Origin of the sequence: Octadecabacter temperatus (assembly GCF_001187845.1) — a bacterium.
Lineage (GTDB): Bacteria > Pseudomonadota > Alphaproteobacteria > Rhodobacterales > Rhodobacteraceae > Octadecabacter > Octadecabacter temperatus.
Genome location: NZ_CP012160.1, coordinates 2,208,397 through 2,222,253 on the forward strand (window position 1 = coordinate 2,208,397; position 13,857 = coordinate 2,222,253).

The following is a 13,857-nucleotide window of genomic DNA, read 5'->3' on the forward strand; positions in this document are numbered from 1 at the left end:
GTTCGTGCTTTCCTCTAGCCAACAAAGAGAGGCATGAAAAGCGCCTAGCGGGGCGGCGTTACCTCATATCCAGGTTCTTCGGCTTCATCATCGACCATTTCTGCCGGAAATCCGGGGGCCGTGATGTCTAGCCCAGTGGCTTCTTCGAGGCGTTTGATGATGTCATCGGATTGGGCATCAAACCCGTACCGATTGATACCTTCTTCAAAGATTTTCACCATCATCGGGCTGATTTCCAAAGGCACATCATTGTCTTCGGCAATCTGCTGAAATAGCCCGATATCCTTTTTAACAAGCCCCATCGAGAACCCGATATCGCGGCTACCGTTCAAAATGACTTGGCTTTCGGTTTCATGCACAAACGACGTACCGCTTGAAATCTTGATCGCCTCATAGGTCGTTGCCAAATCCATTCCAGCCGCCTTCATTGTGACCATCGCTTCACAAACCGTCAGCAGGTTCGCCGTCGCCAAATAATTCGTCATCACCTTTAGCGTGCTGGCCGTCCCAACGTCGCCTGTGTGCAATACTCGCCGACCAAGCGTCGTCAAAATCGGGAGGACCTTTTCAAACGTGGCGCGGTCACACCCTGCAAAAATCGAAATGTTGCCAGTATCAGCGCGATGACAACCTCCGGAGACAGGACAATCCACCGCAAAACCGCCCCGTTCAGTTACGGCAGCAGCATGACGTTTGAGCTCCTCCGCATCTGTCGTCGACATTTCCAACCAGATTTTGCCAGCAGTAACACTCGGCATCATCGCCTCAACGACGGCGGCACAGGCATTGGGAGATGGAAGGCACGTGATCACCACATCGCACTCATCCATCAATTGCGCTGGCGATCCGCCGTCCCGTGCGCCACGTGCCACAAATCCGGCCACGGCCTCGGCGTCTAAATCATGCACCGCCAAATCGAACCCATTGCGCAAAACAGATCCTGCCAGTTTCCCACCAACGGACCCAAGCCCTACAAATCCAACTTTCATAAATCTCTCCTGTTTGGAAAAACCTCGCCGTATGCATCCGACACGTCTGTTTCATTCACGACACGTCTTGCTTTTGTTTCGTAAAGATCCCCGCCGGAGGCTCCAACACATCCAAATTGCACAGCATTCCTTGCTGACCACGCGACCTGCATCTATGGTCGCGGCAACTCCGAATGGACACAAAACATGCGCTTCGCCCTCGCCCTTTTTGCTCTGCTTGCTGCACTGCCATCTTGCACCGAATTTCCGGAGCTTGATTCAACGGTGTCGTCAGAAGTTGCCAATGCCCCCTACCCTGAACTTGTACCGCTCGCGCCGCTCCTTGCGCAGGCAAACACAAGCACGGGCGCGGCAGAAATCGCCAATACAAACATCGATTCCCGTCTTTCCAACTTACGCGCACGCGCTGCACGTTTACGTGGCCCCGTCATTCCAGCCGCTATACGGGCACGCATGCTGCGCGGCGTGCGTTGAAGTCCTGCGGTCAACGCGCTAACACCCGCCTAAATCTAATCTAAGGATCATCCGTCATGACCACCCCCCTTCGTCTCGGCATTGCTGGCCTCGGAACCGTTGGTGTGGGCGTTGTCCGCATCATCCGCAAACAAGCGGACCTGCTTGAGGCCCGCACCGGTCGCAAAATCACCATTTCCGCCGTGTCCGCACGATCCAAAGACAAGGACCGTGGCGTTCCATTAGCGGATTACGCTTGGGAAGATGACCCCGTCGCACTGGCGAAGCGTGACGATGTAGATGTGTTCGTTGAACTGATGGGGGGCGACGAAGGCCCTGCCAAAGACGCAACCGAAGCCGCGATCAGAGCTGGCAAAGACGTGGTTACCGCCAATAAGGCCATGCTTGCCCATCACGGGCAAGAACTGGCCGAAGCGGCCGAAAACGCCGGTTTGGTCATTCGCTATGAAGCCGCCGTCGCAGGTGGCATTCCGGTGATGAAAGCCCTGACCGAAGGTCTGGCTGGCAATGAGATCACCCGCGTTATGGGCGTTATGAACGGCACCTGTAACTACATCCTCACGCAAATGCAGGCGACGCGCCAAGGCTACAACGCGTTGTTTGATGAGGCCGACAAACTCGGCTACCTCGAAGCAGATCCGAACCTCGATGTGGGCGGCATCGATGCGGGCCACAAACTCGCGCTTCTGTCATCTGTTGCGTTCGGCACGCAGGTCGATTTCGACGCGGTTGAACTTGAAGGCATCCAAGCGATCACACTTGAAGACATCGACGCAGCGGCCGATATGGGTTTCCGCATTAAATTGCTCGGCGTTGCGCAGATGACTGGTCGTGGTCTTGAGCAACGCATGTCCCCTTGTCTGGTGCCAGACCAATCCCCGCTCGGCCAACTTGAGGGCGGCACCAACATGGTCGTCATTGAAGGCGATTCCGTGGGCCAAATCGTGCTACGTGGTGCAGGTGCTGGCGAAGGTCCAACTGCAAGCGCGGTCATGTCCGACATCATCGATATCGCCCGTGGCTTGCGCCTGAACACATTTGGGCAACCCGCCACAACATTGCGCAAAGCACGTCCCGCGAAGGCGGCGGTTCCTGCGCCGTACTATCTGCGTATGCAGTTGGTCGACAAACCTGGCGCGCTTGCTAAGGTCGCCGCAGTCTTGGGCGACGCAGGCGTTTCGATTGATCGGATGCGTCAGTACGGACACCAAGATACCTCCGCTCCTGTGCTGATCGTGACCCACAAAGTGACGCGCACAGCCCTCGACGAAGCACTTGCCGCGATGACCAATACATCCGTGGTTCAGGGTGATCCTGTCGCCATCCGCATCGAAGATGTTGGCTAGTTAACTTCGGACGACCTGCTAGGGTGAAGTCATGAACCCTGACGTCACCAGCAACATTTCACTTTACCGCTGGTCACGTTTCCTGCGCAGTCTGACCTTTTGGCAGGCCGTCTGGTTTCTATATTTCCAAGACATCCTGTCTGGCGCACAAGCGATCTTGCTTTATGTCGTGCTCGACGTGGCGGTCACGACCCTCGAAGTGCCCTCGGGCTACATGTCCGACCGCCTTGGGCGTCGAAAAACCCTGATCGCCAGCGCTATTGTGACCCTAATTGGCGTCACGCTTCTTGGTTTTGGCAGCAGCTTTGCAACCTTCGCAGCGGCGCAAATCCTGATCGGTGCAGGCAGTGCGTTTTCAAGTGGCACAGACGAAGCAATGCTCTATGAAAGCCTTGCTGCGACGGGTCGTGAGGACGAAATCGAAGCGCAGGAAGTCATCGCGTGGCGCTATTCGTTCATCGGCCTCGCGCTATCAGCTGTCACAGGTGGTGCGCTTGCGTTGCTTGATCCGCGCCTGCCGTTCATAGCCACGGGTGTCGCAATGGCGGGCTTGCTTTGGGTGACGTGGCGATTTGTCGAACCTCCACGCACCACTGATATGGCGGAAGGGTCTGAATTGCTGCGCCTTTCGCATTTGGGTTCTAACTTTCGCAACCCAGTCTTGCTGTGGTTCTTCGCCCTAACCGTCCTGATGTATTGCTTCAGTCATTTGCCCTTTGTGTTTGGGCAGCCCTTTATCCTTGAAGCATTGAATGATGTCGGCCTCGCCAGCAGCGCGCCCTTGGTCAGTGGATTAATCACAGCGTTGATGATGGGTATTTCCGTCGCTGTTTCCTTGTTTGCACTACAGCTGCGCAACCGCCTTGGCCTGCCACTGCTACTTCTCGGTGCGTTCGGTCTGCAAATCGCAATTAGCGGTGTTATGGCCCTGACTGAAAGCGCGGTGGTGCTTGTTTTCCTCCTGTTACGCATGGTGCCGGACGCCCTATCCCGCCCGTTCATCCTTGGCCGCATTCAACCGCTGTTGTCAGACGACAGCCGCGCGACATGGTTGTCCCTCAAAAGCTTTGTTGGTCGTCTGGTCTTTGCAGTGGCCCTCTCCGCTGGTGCGGTATCGACCACAGATGCCGGATTGATGCCCTACGCTGACATCGCACGAATTCTGACCATAGCAACGTTGATTGGAATGGTCGCGATCGCGTTGCTTGCCCTAAGTTCGCGTAGAATCGCGGTGGCAGCACCAAAAGTTTCAGACTGTTAGCGCACACAGTCTTGTAGCTCTCCTGTTCAAGGCGATAGGTCGGGGTAACTCAACAAAGGATCTCCTCATGGCTTCCCTCGACTTCAACGATCGTATGCTTTCATTGGGCCTTGCCCGCGTATCTGAGGCCGCGGCTCTTGCCAGCGCGACCCTGATCGGGCGTGGAGATGAAAAAGCCGCAGACCAAGCGGCTGTGAACGCGATGCGTGAACAACTTAACAAATTGGACATCGAAGGCGTTGTTGTGATCGGTGAAGGTGAACGCGACGAAGCGCCAATGCTGTTCATCGGTGAAGAGGTTGGGTCCGGCAAAGGACCGGGTGTTGATATCGCACTTGATCCGCTGGAAGGCACAACGCTGACAGCCAAAGACATGCCAAACGCGTTGACCGTGATCGCGATGGGCCCGCGCGGTTCAATGTTGCACGCACCTGATGTTTACATGGATAAGCTAGCGATTGGTCCAGGGTACAAGACCGGTGTTGTGACAATGGATATGTCACCTTCAGAGCGCGTTTCAGCATTGGCCGCCGCGAAGGGATGTTCAACAGAAGACATCACAGTTTGCGTTCTGGAACGCCCTCGTCATGAAGATATGATCGCGGAATTGCGCAGCACGGGCGCTGCGATCCGACTGATCACAGACGGTGACGTTGCAGGCGTTATGCACTGCGCCGAAGCGGCCACCACGGGCATTGATATGTACATGGGGTCCGGTGGTGCACCTGAAGGTGTTTTGGCTGCGGCAGCGTTGAAATGCATGGGCGGGCAGATGTTCGGCAAGCTTTTGTTCCGCAATGATGACGAACGCGGCCGCGCGACCAAAGCGGGCATCACAAACTTTGATCGCGTCTACACTCGCGACGACATGGTGACTTCCGATGTTATTTTCGCGGCGACTGGTGTGACCGATGGGTCCCTGTTGGCGGGCATCAAACGTGAGCCAGGATTCCTGACTGCGGAGACGATTTTAATGCGGTCCAAAACAGGGTCTGTACGTCGCATGAGCTATCGCAACCCAGTGTAAACCTGACGGATTGCCCCTGCGGGGAGCGGGGGCGCACCTTCGGTGCGCAAGGAAGTGAGTATTTTTGAGCCAAAGAAGTTCGGGCGTGGCGAATCCCTTTGTTGGCACATATGGTGTTGATTGATGAATGACACACCAAATAACACGCGCACATTTTTGAATGTCGAAGCGTCCGCTACGGGGCGGCGTTGGATCGGTCCAAGCGGTGAAGATGACCGTTTGGCCGAGGCCATGGTGCAAGAAACGGCAATCCCATTGCCAGTTTGCCGGACATTGGTGCGTCGTGGTGTTGAAGCGAGTGAAGCAGCCGCGTTTCTAGCGCCAACGCTTCGCGACCTCATGCCAGACCCGCGTTCAATGCGCGATATGGAGAGGGCAGCGGCGCGGATTGTTGCGGCTGCGACATCTCGAGAACGGATCGCAATTTTCGCGGACTATGATGTGGATGGCGGGACTTCGGCAGCTTTGCTGATCGATTGGTTGCGTGGGTTCAATGTATCACCGACCTTATATGTGCCTGACCGGATTGATGAAGGCTATGGCCCCAATGATGAGGCGATGTCGGCGCTTGCCCGCGATCATGACCTGATCATTTGCGTTGATTGCGGAACGCTGTCGCATGGCCCAATTGAAGCGGCTGTGGGCGCTGATGTTGTTGTGTTGGATCACCATTTGGGTGGAGAAACGTTGCCGCCGGCCTTGGCCGTTGTGAACCCGAACCGCCAAGACGAAACCGGAGACTTGGCGCATTTATGTGCGGCTGGCGTTGTGTTCTTGGCCTTGGTTGAGGCAAATCGGCAGCTGCGTGAAGCAGGATCGAAAACACCAAATTTGATGTCCCTGCTTGACCTTGTGGCACTTGGTACGGTGGCCGATGTCGCGCCGCTGATCGGGGTAAACCGCGCGTTCGTGCGCCAAGGGCTAACAGTTATGGCGCGGCGCAACCGTGCAGGGCTAGTTGCGCTAGCCGATGTATCGCGCATGGATACTGCACCGTCATCTTACCACCTTGGGTTTCTGCTTGGGCCGCGGGTGAACGCGGGTGGGCGAATCGGCAAGGCGGACCTTGGCGCACGCCTTTTGGCGACAACCGACCCGCGTGAAGCCCAATCCATGGCCGCGCGCTTGGATGAATTGAACACCGAGCGTCGTGACATTGAAAACCAAGTCCGAGAGATGGCGATTGAGCAAGCCGAAGAGCGCGGCACGGATGCCCCGCTGGTTTGGGCAGCTGGCGAGGGGTGGCATCCTGGTGTGGTCGGGATCGTCGCCTCGCGTTTGAAAGAATCGACCAATCGACCTGCTATTGTGATCGGTTTGGACGGTGATGAAGGCAAAGGCTCAGGGCGGTCTGTCTCTGGGATTGATCTTGGGGCCGCAATCCAGCGTTGCGCGGCTGAAGGGCTGCTGATCAAGGGTGGCGGACACAAGATGGCGGCTGGCTTGACGGTTGCACGCGACAAAGTGGACGCCGCGATGGAACGCTTGTCAGAACTGCTCGGCAAACAAGGCGCAGGTGATATTGGCCCCGCAGACCTGAAGGTGGACGGGCTGTTAATGCCGGGGGCAGCAACTGTCGATCTGATAGAAATCATCGAACAGGCAGGGCCATTTGGCGCAGGCGCACCTGCCCCGCGCTTTGTGTTCCCTGATTGCACGATCAATTTCACCAAAGTCGTCGGCGCAAACCATTTAAAGGTGACCTTCGGCGACGGGCTAAGCGCACGTATTGATGCCATCTGTTTTGGGGCGATGGATACGCCATTGGGCCCTATGTTGCAGGACCACGGAGGCGCGCGCTTCCATCTGGCAGGGCGTTTGGAAATCAACACATGGCAGGGCCGCCAGCGTCCACAATTGCGCCTAGAAGACGCGGCACCTGCCACCTGAAAAATTCTGTGATTTTTTGCGAAGTTTCTACTTGCGTGTTTCGAGAGGGTTCCCTAAATACGCCTCACCAAGCGCGGTCCCTTCGTCTATCGGTTAGGACGCCAGGTTTTCAACCTGGAAAGAGGGGTTCGATTCCCCTAGGGACTGCCATTGGTGACCTTCATGACATTTGAAACTGTTTTTGGCTTTGGCCAAAGTATCAGTCAGTCAGGTTCAAACCTGCCGTCATCAGCTAGAGTTTAAATATCCAGCGGATCAATCAGTTCCGGTCCGCTTGCGCGATTGGAGTTCACCGCAGGGTCCACGCGGTGAAACTGCAATGTGTCCTCGCCTGTGGCCTGCATCAATTTGGCAGCACCCTTGCCTTCTTCGCCAAGCCAAAGCGCCCATTGATCCTGTTCCAAAATCACCGGAATCCGGTGGTGGATTTTGCCCATCGCCTCGTTTGCACCCGTTGTGACAATGGCCGCCGTCGCACCCAATTCACCCCAATCCTGCCAGATCGCTCCGAATGCAATCGGGGCCGCGTCACTGCGCTGAATGTACCACGGCAGCTTGGTCCCGTCCTCAAGGCGGGTCCATTCATAAAAACCAGCCGCGGGGATGACGCAACGCCGTTCACGACAGGCCGCTTTGAACGCAGGTTTTTCAGCAATCGTTTCAGCGCGGGCATTGATCAGTAACGGCCCACCGTTCGGTTTTTTATACCAATGTGGGATAAACCCCCAACGGACCGGTCGATAACTGCGTCCAACGTCAGTTAGGGTAATTGCCGCGACTTGAACCGTCGGACAAACATTGTAGTTCGGGACGTCAGGCAAATCATTGGCAGGCGCGGCCGCAAACATCTGCGCCATCGCATCATGGGGAAGTGTTGTAGCCATTCGTCCGCACATCGGGTTAGCTTGCACCAACACGCCCCCACTGGAAAGGACACAACATGCGTTTGGCTCTCTCTTTACTGCTTGCTTCGGCATCGTCTGCCTCAGCCAACACCTGCGGGCGAACAACCGGTGTGATGCAGGGCGAAACCTACTTCTCGATTGCCATGCGTTGTGATGTTCGCGACGAACAGCTTTTTGCACAAAACCCAAACGTGGATCACAACGACCTGAGCATCGGTCAGGTGATCAATGTCGACAACAAAGGCGACGTTTTCGTGCAACGAGCAGGTGCAGAGCTGGGTTTAGGAGAGGACGTTTATCTACAACGCTTTCTTGGGGCCTATTCGCCTGAGCAAACCTGCGCAGGACAAGAGCTTCAGGTTGATCTGGAACCCGAAACCGTGACGTTCGGTGAAACACGTTGTGACATAAAAACGGTGATTTATGGCAGCGCTGACACCGTGATAGCCAACCTGACGAATTGCGCGGCCGAAGGTGAACCCATTCCTGATCGTTACGCAAGCTTGTCATTGTTTGAGGGCGAGATGACCTATGAATACACAGCAGCATACACGCTTCAACGCTGCACGGACCGTTAGCCACAAAAAAGCCCCGCCGCACTTTCGCGCGACGGGGCCATAAAGCGAACTTTCGTACGCTTATTTCATGTTAATGCGGCCATCCGTGTAGGGCTGGTACGGCGCATTCGCTGCGATGAATTCTGCCGTTACGTCCGCAAGATCAGGACCGAAGTCGTAAGCGTTTTCAGCTGTTGTGAACATTGAGAACCCGTCGCCACCGTTGCGCACGAAGTTGTTGGACACAGCACCGTAGGTCTTAGCCATATCCAATGCTTCGCCGCCGACCATCACATCAGAAATACGGCTACCCGCTTCCATGTTCAGATCGACCGTGAAGGTCATGCCAGCAACCTGCAAGAACCGGCCAGAGCCGTCTTCATGCTCGGACACAGCGTTTTCCAGAGCCGCCAAAAGCGTTTCACCGGAAATCTCAAATGTAGACAGTGTGTTTTGGAACGGCAGCACTGTCAGCACTTCGCCCATTGTCACTTCGCCTGCATCGATGTCCGCGCGGATACCGCCAGAGTTCTGCAAAGCAATGTCGATGCCTTGGTCCGCTACACGGTCCAGCATCGCATCCGCGATCAGGTTGCCCATGTCACATTCCATCTGACGGCATACAGCGCGGTCACCCGTCAAAACGCCAGCAGTTTCAGCAACAACACGGTTGCGGATCTCGTCCAGCGGAGCTGCAAGTTCAGCGATACGGGCAACAGCTGCTTCGTCTTCAGCGACAGTGCCATCAATAATGATTGCCTCACCTGCTGCTTCAGTAATCACACCGTCGTCGTTGAACGTCACATTCAACTCGCCCAAGAACTTACCGTAGGCGTAGGCCTGAACAATTGCGGTGTCGCCAACCATCGTCGGGTAGAGACCCGCCGCATCTTCGTCATCACCCAGATACGTGTTGGAGTGACCACCAACGATCACGTCCACACCCGTTGTGGCTTCAGCCACTGCGATGTCCACGTTGTAGCCAGAGTGGGACAACACGATGATCTTGTTGACGCCTTCAGCTTCCAAACGATCCACTTCAGCCTGAACTGCTTCAGCAGGAGCAGTGAAGATCACATTCGGACCCGGGCTCGCGAGCTCATCAGTGTTTTGTGGTGTCAGACCGATAAGCCCAATACGCTCGCCACCGCGTTCGATGATTGTGGACTTCTCAATCGCATCAGACAGTAGGGCTTCGCCGGAAATATCCGCGTTGGACATCAGCACTGGGAAGTTCACCGTATCGACAAACCCGCGCAGAACTTCTGGACCGTCATCGAATTCGTGGTTGCCGACAGTCATGCCGTCATAACCAAGCTGGTTCATGAATTCGGCCGCCATCGCGCCTTTGTAGTAAGTATAAAACAGCGTGCCCTGAAATTGGTCGCCGCCATCCACAAGGATCGAATTGTTCGTGCGCGCACGGGCTTCAGCCACCGCAGTGATCAAACGTGCTGTACCGCCAAAGCATTCGCCTGCTTCGTTGTCTTCTGCGGAACAACCGGAATCGTATTTGGAAATTGGCTCAAAGCGTGCGTGGAAATCGTTGGTGTGCAGGATCGTCAGCGTATAATCCGCTGCCGCCATGCCCGCGATCATGGTAATCGCAGTGGACGTTGTAAGAAGTCGCGTAAGCATAATAGCCCCCATTGGTTTTTTTCTGTCTCTAGCTTGGGTTGAGTCGGGTCAAAGAGTCAAAGCCCAAGCATCAAAGTTGGCGTAGCGTCGCTTTGTGACAGACAAGTGTCGATCTAGGTGCCGCCCTTTTGTGCAAACAACATCCCCTTAGCGCAGCGCTCAATCGCCCAGTCGACTTCATCGGCCAACAGTGCAGCCTTAAACGCTGGCAAGTTGGATGTTTCATCCGCAACGATCAGCCAGCCAGAGGGCGCGACACATGCAATTAACGTCAGGAACGTCACCGCCCGTGGCGCTGCATCCAGCATATGTAACGTGCGGTCGATCAGCAAAATATCGAACGCGCCGTCGGGGGTGTATTCCGTGATATCCGCAACATGCCCTGTGATGTTCAGACCATCTTGCGCAGCCTCGGCGCACATGGCTTCAACGCCGCTTGGCGATAAATCGACCCCCGTGACGTCGTGCCCTGCCCGCGCAAGGGGCAACGCATCGCGCCCCTGCCCACAACCCACATCCAGAATTCGCGCGCTTTTAAAGCTCAGTCCAGCAATAAACGTCGCAATCGCAGCCGTTTGCTCGCCCAAAGCATGGGCCTCGCTCGCGTAAAGCTTGTCGTAGTCGTAGCTCATGCCAATCGCCTTTCAATTCAAAACCGAATGCGTAACGGGGACAACCTTGACGATCTGGGCGGAGGATGGAAAGTGGACGATATGAAAATTTACAAAATCCTGACCGCCGAACAATGGACCGAACTCGACCAGACGGGCACTTTTACAGGTGCGCCGATTGATCTGGCAGACGGTTACATCCACACCTCAACCGCTGAACAGGCGCAAGAAACGGCTGACAAGCATTTCGCAGGCGTCGATGGCCTGATGCTCGCCGCGTTGGACGCTGATACCTACGGGGATGATCTGGTTTGGGAAGTATCACGCGGTGGCGCTGAATTTCCCCATATCTATAACCGCCCAATGCTGCGCACCGAAGTGATCTTTGCACGGGACATGCCGCTGGTTGATGGCCGTCACGTGTTGGATATCTCATGAAGCTGCTTGAAACGATTGGGCTTCGCGCCCTGCGCACGTTTGACCCTGAAACCGCCCACGGGCTGGCGCTAAAGGCGTTGAACACAGGCCTTGGCCCAAGTGGTGGCGCGGTAACGTCTGATCGACTGCGCTGTACGTTGGCTGGTCTGGATCTGCCTAACCCTGTTGGGTTGGCCGCTGGATTTGACAAGAACGCGACCGCCTTGGCCGCCCTTGGGCGCACGGGATTTGGGTTCCTTGAGGTCGGTGCCGCGACTCCGCTTCCTCAAGAAGGCAACCCGCGCCCGCGCCTGTATCGGCTGACGGAAGATGAAGCGGCGATCAATCGTTTCGGATTTAACAACGAAGGCATGGAGCCGATAGCGACACGCCTTTCCAAACGACCCAAAGGGCGCATCGTTGGCCTAAACCTTGGCGCGAACAAAACCAGCGAAGACCGCGCTGCAGACTTTGCGCGTGTGCTGGCCCATTGCGGACCCTACGTTGATTTCGCCACCGTCAACGTTTCATCCCCCAACACCGAAAAGCTGCGTGATTTACAAGGTAAAGACGCGCTGGCCGCGTTGCTTGGCGGCGTGATAGAGGCGAACGCGGCTGGCATTCCGGTGTTCCTGAAAATTGCACCTGACCTCACGGATGCAGACCTACAGGACGTGGCTGATGTGGTCGGCTCGTCTGGTATTTCCGCCGTGATCACCACCAACACGACCCTATCACGCGACGGGTTAAGCAGCGTGCATAAAGGCGAAGCTGGCGGATTGTCTGGTCAGCCGCTGTTTGAAAAATCCACGCGCATTTTGGCAAAGCTGTCGACCCTTACCGATGTGCCGTTGATTGGTGTCGGCGGCATAGGCTCGGCCGAGCAAGCCTACGCTAAAATTCTCGCCGGTGCCTCTGCGGTACAGTTCTATACGGCACTGGTTTACGGCGGTATTTCTTTGGCTGGCGAAATTGCGCAAGGCTTAGATGAATTGCTCGCCCGCGACGGATTTGCGAACGTTGCCGATGCAGTCGGCACTGCACGGGAAGACTGGTTATGATGCCGACGCAACTGACCATTTGGCACAACCCGCGCTGCACCAAGTCACGTCAGACCTTGGCTTTGCTTCAGGAAAACGGCCACCAACCCGCTGTTCGGTTGTACCTGATGGATGCGCCAAGTGAGGCTGAGATTGTCGCCGTTCGCAACGCACTCGGCGTCACCGCCGACGCGATGATGCGCAAAGGCGAGAAGCTGTTTCGCGAGTTGGGCTTACGTGACGCAAGCGAGGCGGAATTGATCGCTGCGATGGTTGCAAACCCGATCCTGATTGAGCGACCCATTGTGATTAGCGATGGGAAAGCCGCGATTGGGCGGCCACCGGAAGCGGTCTTGGGCATCTTCTAGAGTATTTAAGAGCCAAAGAAGCGTTAAGAGCCCACCGAGCGTTCGAGCGCCGGGTATTTCCATGCCAGTGTTGCGCCCCGTGCTGCGAAACTGATCAGAAGTGCGATCCAAAGCCCATGGTTTGCGGCCAATGGCATGAGTGTAAGAGCGGCAGCAAAGTAGATGGCCGTCGAAAGCGCCATCATGCTGCGCATGTCGCGGGTACGCGTGGCCCCGATGAATATTCCGTCCAGCATGAATGGCGCTGCCGAGATGAGCGGCGTGAGTGCCATATAGATAAGATAATCCCGTGCGGCCGTGCGCACATCGGGCGCGGTTGTCATGGCATCAATGATCAGGCCACCGGCCAGCAAGAATGCAACCGACAGAAGCGCGCCTGTGCCAAAGCACCATTTGGATACCATCATCGCGGCGCGGCGAAACGCAGCACGGTTACGTGCGCCCAGCGCTTGACCAACGAAAGATTCAGCCGCGAAAGCAAACCCATCCATTGCATAAGCTGTGATCGACAAGAATTGCAGCAGGATGTGGTTGGCGGCCAGGCGCGTGTCACCGTAGCGGGCTCCGAAAAACAAAAACGACATAAAGATTGCCTGCAGAAAAAGCGAGCGCACAAGGATGTCCGCGTTCACGGACGCAAAGCGTTTGAGCTTTGCGGGATCAAACAATCGCGCGCGATCTTTCCAAGGGGCGGCCTGAAACGCAGCGCGGCAATACCAGAACCCAAGGGCGCAGCCTGCAATTTCGGCAATGACAGTCGCGCCAGCTACGCCCTGAACGCCCCAGCCAAAGACGGGTACGAACAGCAGGTCGAGGCCGATGTTAAGGCCGTTCATCACCAGTTGGATCACTAGAATATCGCGGGTGCGCTCCGCCGCGACGAGCCAGCCAGTTATGGCAAAGGTCGATATCAGGAACGGGGCAGACCAGACGCGAATGGACATATAACTGCGGGCGAGGGATTCGACCTCAACGCTGGCGGGCGACATCCAAAAGCCAGCGGCAAATAACGGCCGTTGCAAGACAAAAATCGAAAGACCGCCTAAGGCCGCTATGCCCAGCGCGCGGATCAGGATGGCGGCATGTTCCGCGCTATCCCCTGCCCCAATTGCCTGTGCGGCAAACCCCGTGGTCCCCATCCGCAAGAAGCCGAAAATCCAATAAAGTGCTGTAAGGATGATTGCGCCGATGCCAACTGCACCAATCGGGGCTGCTTCGCCGAGTTGCCCAATGACGCCCGTGTCGACCAACCCAAGGATCGGGATCGTGATATTAGCCAGCACCACCGGCACTGCAATTTGCAGGATACGGCGATGGGTTAAGTCAGCCACGGT

General features: G+C 56.2%; 14 protein-coding genes and 1 tRNA gene. 10 read left to right on the forward strand and 5 right to left on the reverse strand.

The features are described 5' to 3' along the window. Positions 1-44: 44 nt before the first annotated feature. Positions 45-989, reverse strand: a complete 945-nt coding sequence (locus tag OSB_RS11100) for an NAD(P)-dependent oxidoreductase (protein ID WP_049835067.1) — start codon at positions 987-989, stop codon at positions 45-47. 186 nt (positions 990-1,175) lie between these two features. Between OSB_RS11100 and OSB_RS11105 the strand changes: the two genes are divergently transcribed. The 6 genes from OSB_RS11105 to OSB_RS11130 all read left to right on the forward strand — a co-directional run bounded on the left by OSB_RS11105 (position 1,176) and on the right by OSB_RS11130 (position 7,137). Beyond that, positions 1,176-1,463, forward strand: coding sequence for a hypothetical protein (locus OSB_RS11105; RefSeq protein ID WP_049835068.1), 288 nt, complete (start codon positions 1,176-1,178; stop codon positions 1,461-1,463). Positions 1,464-1,519: 56 nt separating this feature from the next. After that, positions 1,520-2,809 carry a homoserine dehydrogenase gene (locus tag OSB_RS11110; protein WP_049835069.1) on the forward strand — a complete coding sequence of 430 codons (1,290 nt, stop codon included), beginning with the start codon at positions 1,520-1,522 and terminating at the stop codon, positions 2,807-2,809. A 31-nt stretch (positions 2,810-2,840) separates the two neighbouring features. After that, positions 2,841-4,070, forward strand: a complete 1,230-nt coding sequence (locus tag OSB_RS11115; protein ID WP_049835070.1) for an MFS transporter — start codon at positions 2,841-2,843, stop codon at positions 4,068-4,070. 67 nt (positions 4,071-4,137) lie between these two features. Beyond that, on the forward strand, positions 4,138-5,097 hold the full coding sequence (gene glpX / locus OSB_RS11120; RefSeq protein ID WP_049835071.1) for a class II fructose-bisphosphatase: 960 nt from the start codon (positions 4,138-4,140) through the stop codon (positions 5,095-5,097). A gap of 123 nt (positions 5,098-5,220) precedes the next feature. Further along, positions 5,221-6,987 carry a single-stranded-DNA-specific exonuclease RecJ gene (gene recJ, locus OSB_RS11125; protein WP_049835072.1) on the forward strand — a complete coding sequence of 589 codons (1,767 nt, stop codon included), beginning with the start codon at positions 5,221-5,223 and terminating at the stop codon, positions 6,985-6,987. 75 nt (positions 6,988-7,062) lie between these two features. Next, a tRNA-Glu gene (locus OSB_RS11130) sits at positions 7,063-7,137 on the forward strand. A gap of 89 nt (positions 7,138-7,226) precedes the next feature. On the opposite strand, the gene OSB_RS11135 is transcribed toward OSB_RS11130, so the two are convergent. Continuing rightward, on the reverse strand, positions 7,227-7,883 hold the full coding sequence (locus OSB_RS11135) for an SOS response-associated peptidase (RefSeq protein ID WP_049835073.1): 657 nt from the start codon (positions 7,881-7,883) through the stop codon (positions 7,227-7,229). A gap of 44 nt (positions 7,884-7,927) precedes the next feature. Here OSB_RS11135 and OSB_RS11140 point away from each other — a divergent pair, with 44 nt between their 5' ends. Beyond that, entirely contained in the window at positions 7,928-8,470 is a 543-nt protein-coding gene (locus tag OSB_RS11140; RefSeq protein ID WP_049835074.1) for a LysM peptidoglycan-binding domain-containing protein, read from the forward strand. Between the two features lie 60 nt (positions 8,471-8,530). On the opposite strand, the gene OSB_RS11145 is transcribed toward OSB_RS11140, so the two are convergent. Both OSB_RS11145 and OSB_RS11150 read right to left on the reverse strand, forming a co-directional pair. Next, complete coding sequence (locus tag OSB_RS11145) at positions 8,531-10,087, reverse strand: bifunctional metallophosphatase/5'-nucleotidase (protein WP_049835075.1); 1,557 nt, start codon at positions 10,085-10,087, stop codon at positions 8,531-8,533. A gap of 113 nt (positions 10,088-10,200) precedes the next feature. Further along, complete coding sequence (locus tag OSB_RS11150; RefSeq protein ID WP_049835076.1) at positions 10,201-10,719, reverse strand: class I SAM-dependent methyltransferase; 519 nt, start codon at positions 10,717-10,719, stop codon at positions 10,201-10,203. An 81-nt stretch (positions 10,720-10,800) separates the two neighbouring features. Here OSB_RS11150 and OSB_RS11155 point away from each other — a divergent pair, with 81 nt between their 5' ends. Genes OSB_RS11155 through arsC form a run of 3 tightly spaced genes read left to right on the forward strand, consistent with a single transcriptional unit; the run spans position 10,801 to position 12,523 of the window. Continuing rightward, positions 10,801-11,136, forward strand: coding sequence for a DUF952 domain-containing protein (locus tag OSB_RS11155; protein WP_049836132.1), 336 nt, complete (start codon positions 10,801-10,803; stop codon positions 11,134-11,136). Next, on the forward strand, positions 11,133-12,176 hold the full coding sequence (locus OSB_RS11160; RefSeq protein WP_049835077.1) for a quinone-dependent dihydroorotate dehydrogenase: 1,044 nt from the start codon (positions 11,133-11,135) through the stop codon (positions 12,174-12,176). The genes OSB_RS11155 and OSB_RS11160 overlap by 4 nt, the downstream gene beginning before the upstream one ends. After that, a complete protein-coding gene (gene arsC, locus OSB_RS11165; RefSeq protein ID WP_049835078.1) occupies positions 12,173-12,523 on the forward strand; it encodes an arsenate reductase (glutaredoxin) in 351 nt (116 codons plus the stop codon). The genes OSB_RS11160 and arsC overlap by 4 nt, the downstream gene beginning before the upstream one ends. Before the next feature lie 23 nt (positions 12,524-12,546). On the opposite strand, the gene OSB_RS11170 is transcribed toward arsC, so the two are convergent. Beyond that, positions 12,547-13,854, reverse strand: coding sequence for an MATE family efflux transporter (locus OSB_RS11170; RefSeq protein WP_049835079.1), 1,308 nt, complete (start codon positions 13,852-13,854; stop codon positions 12,547-12,549). Positions 13,855-13,857 lie beyond the last annotated feature (3 nt).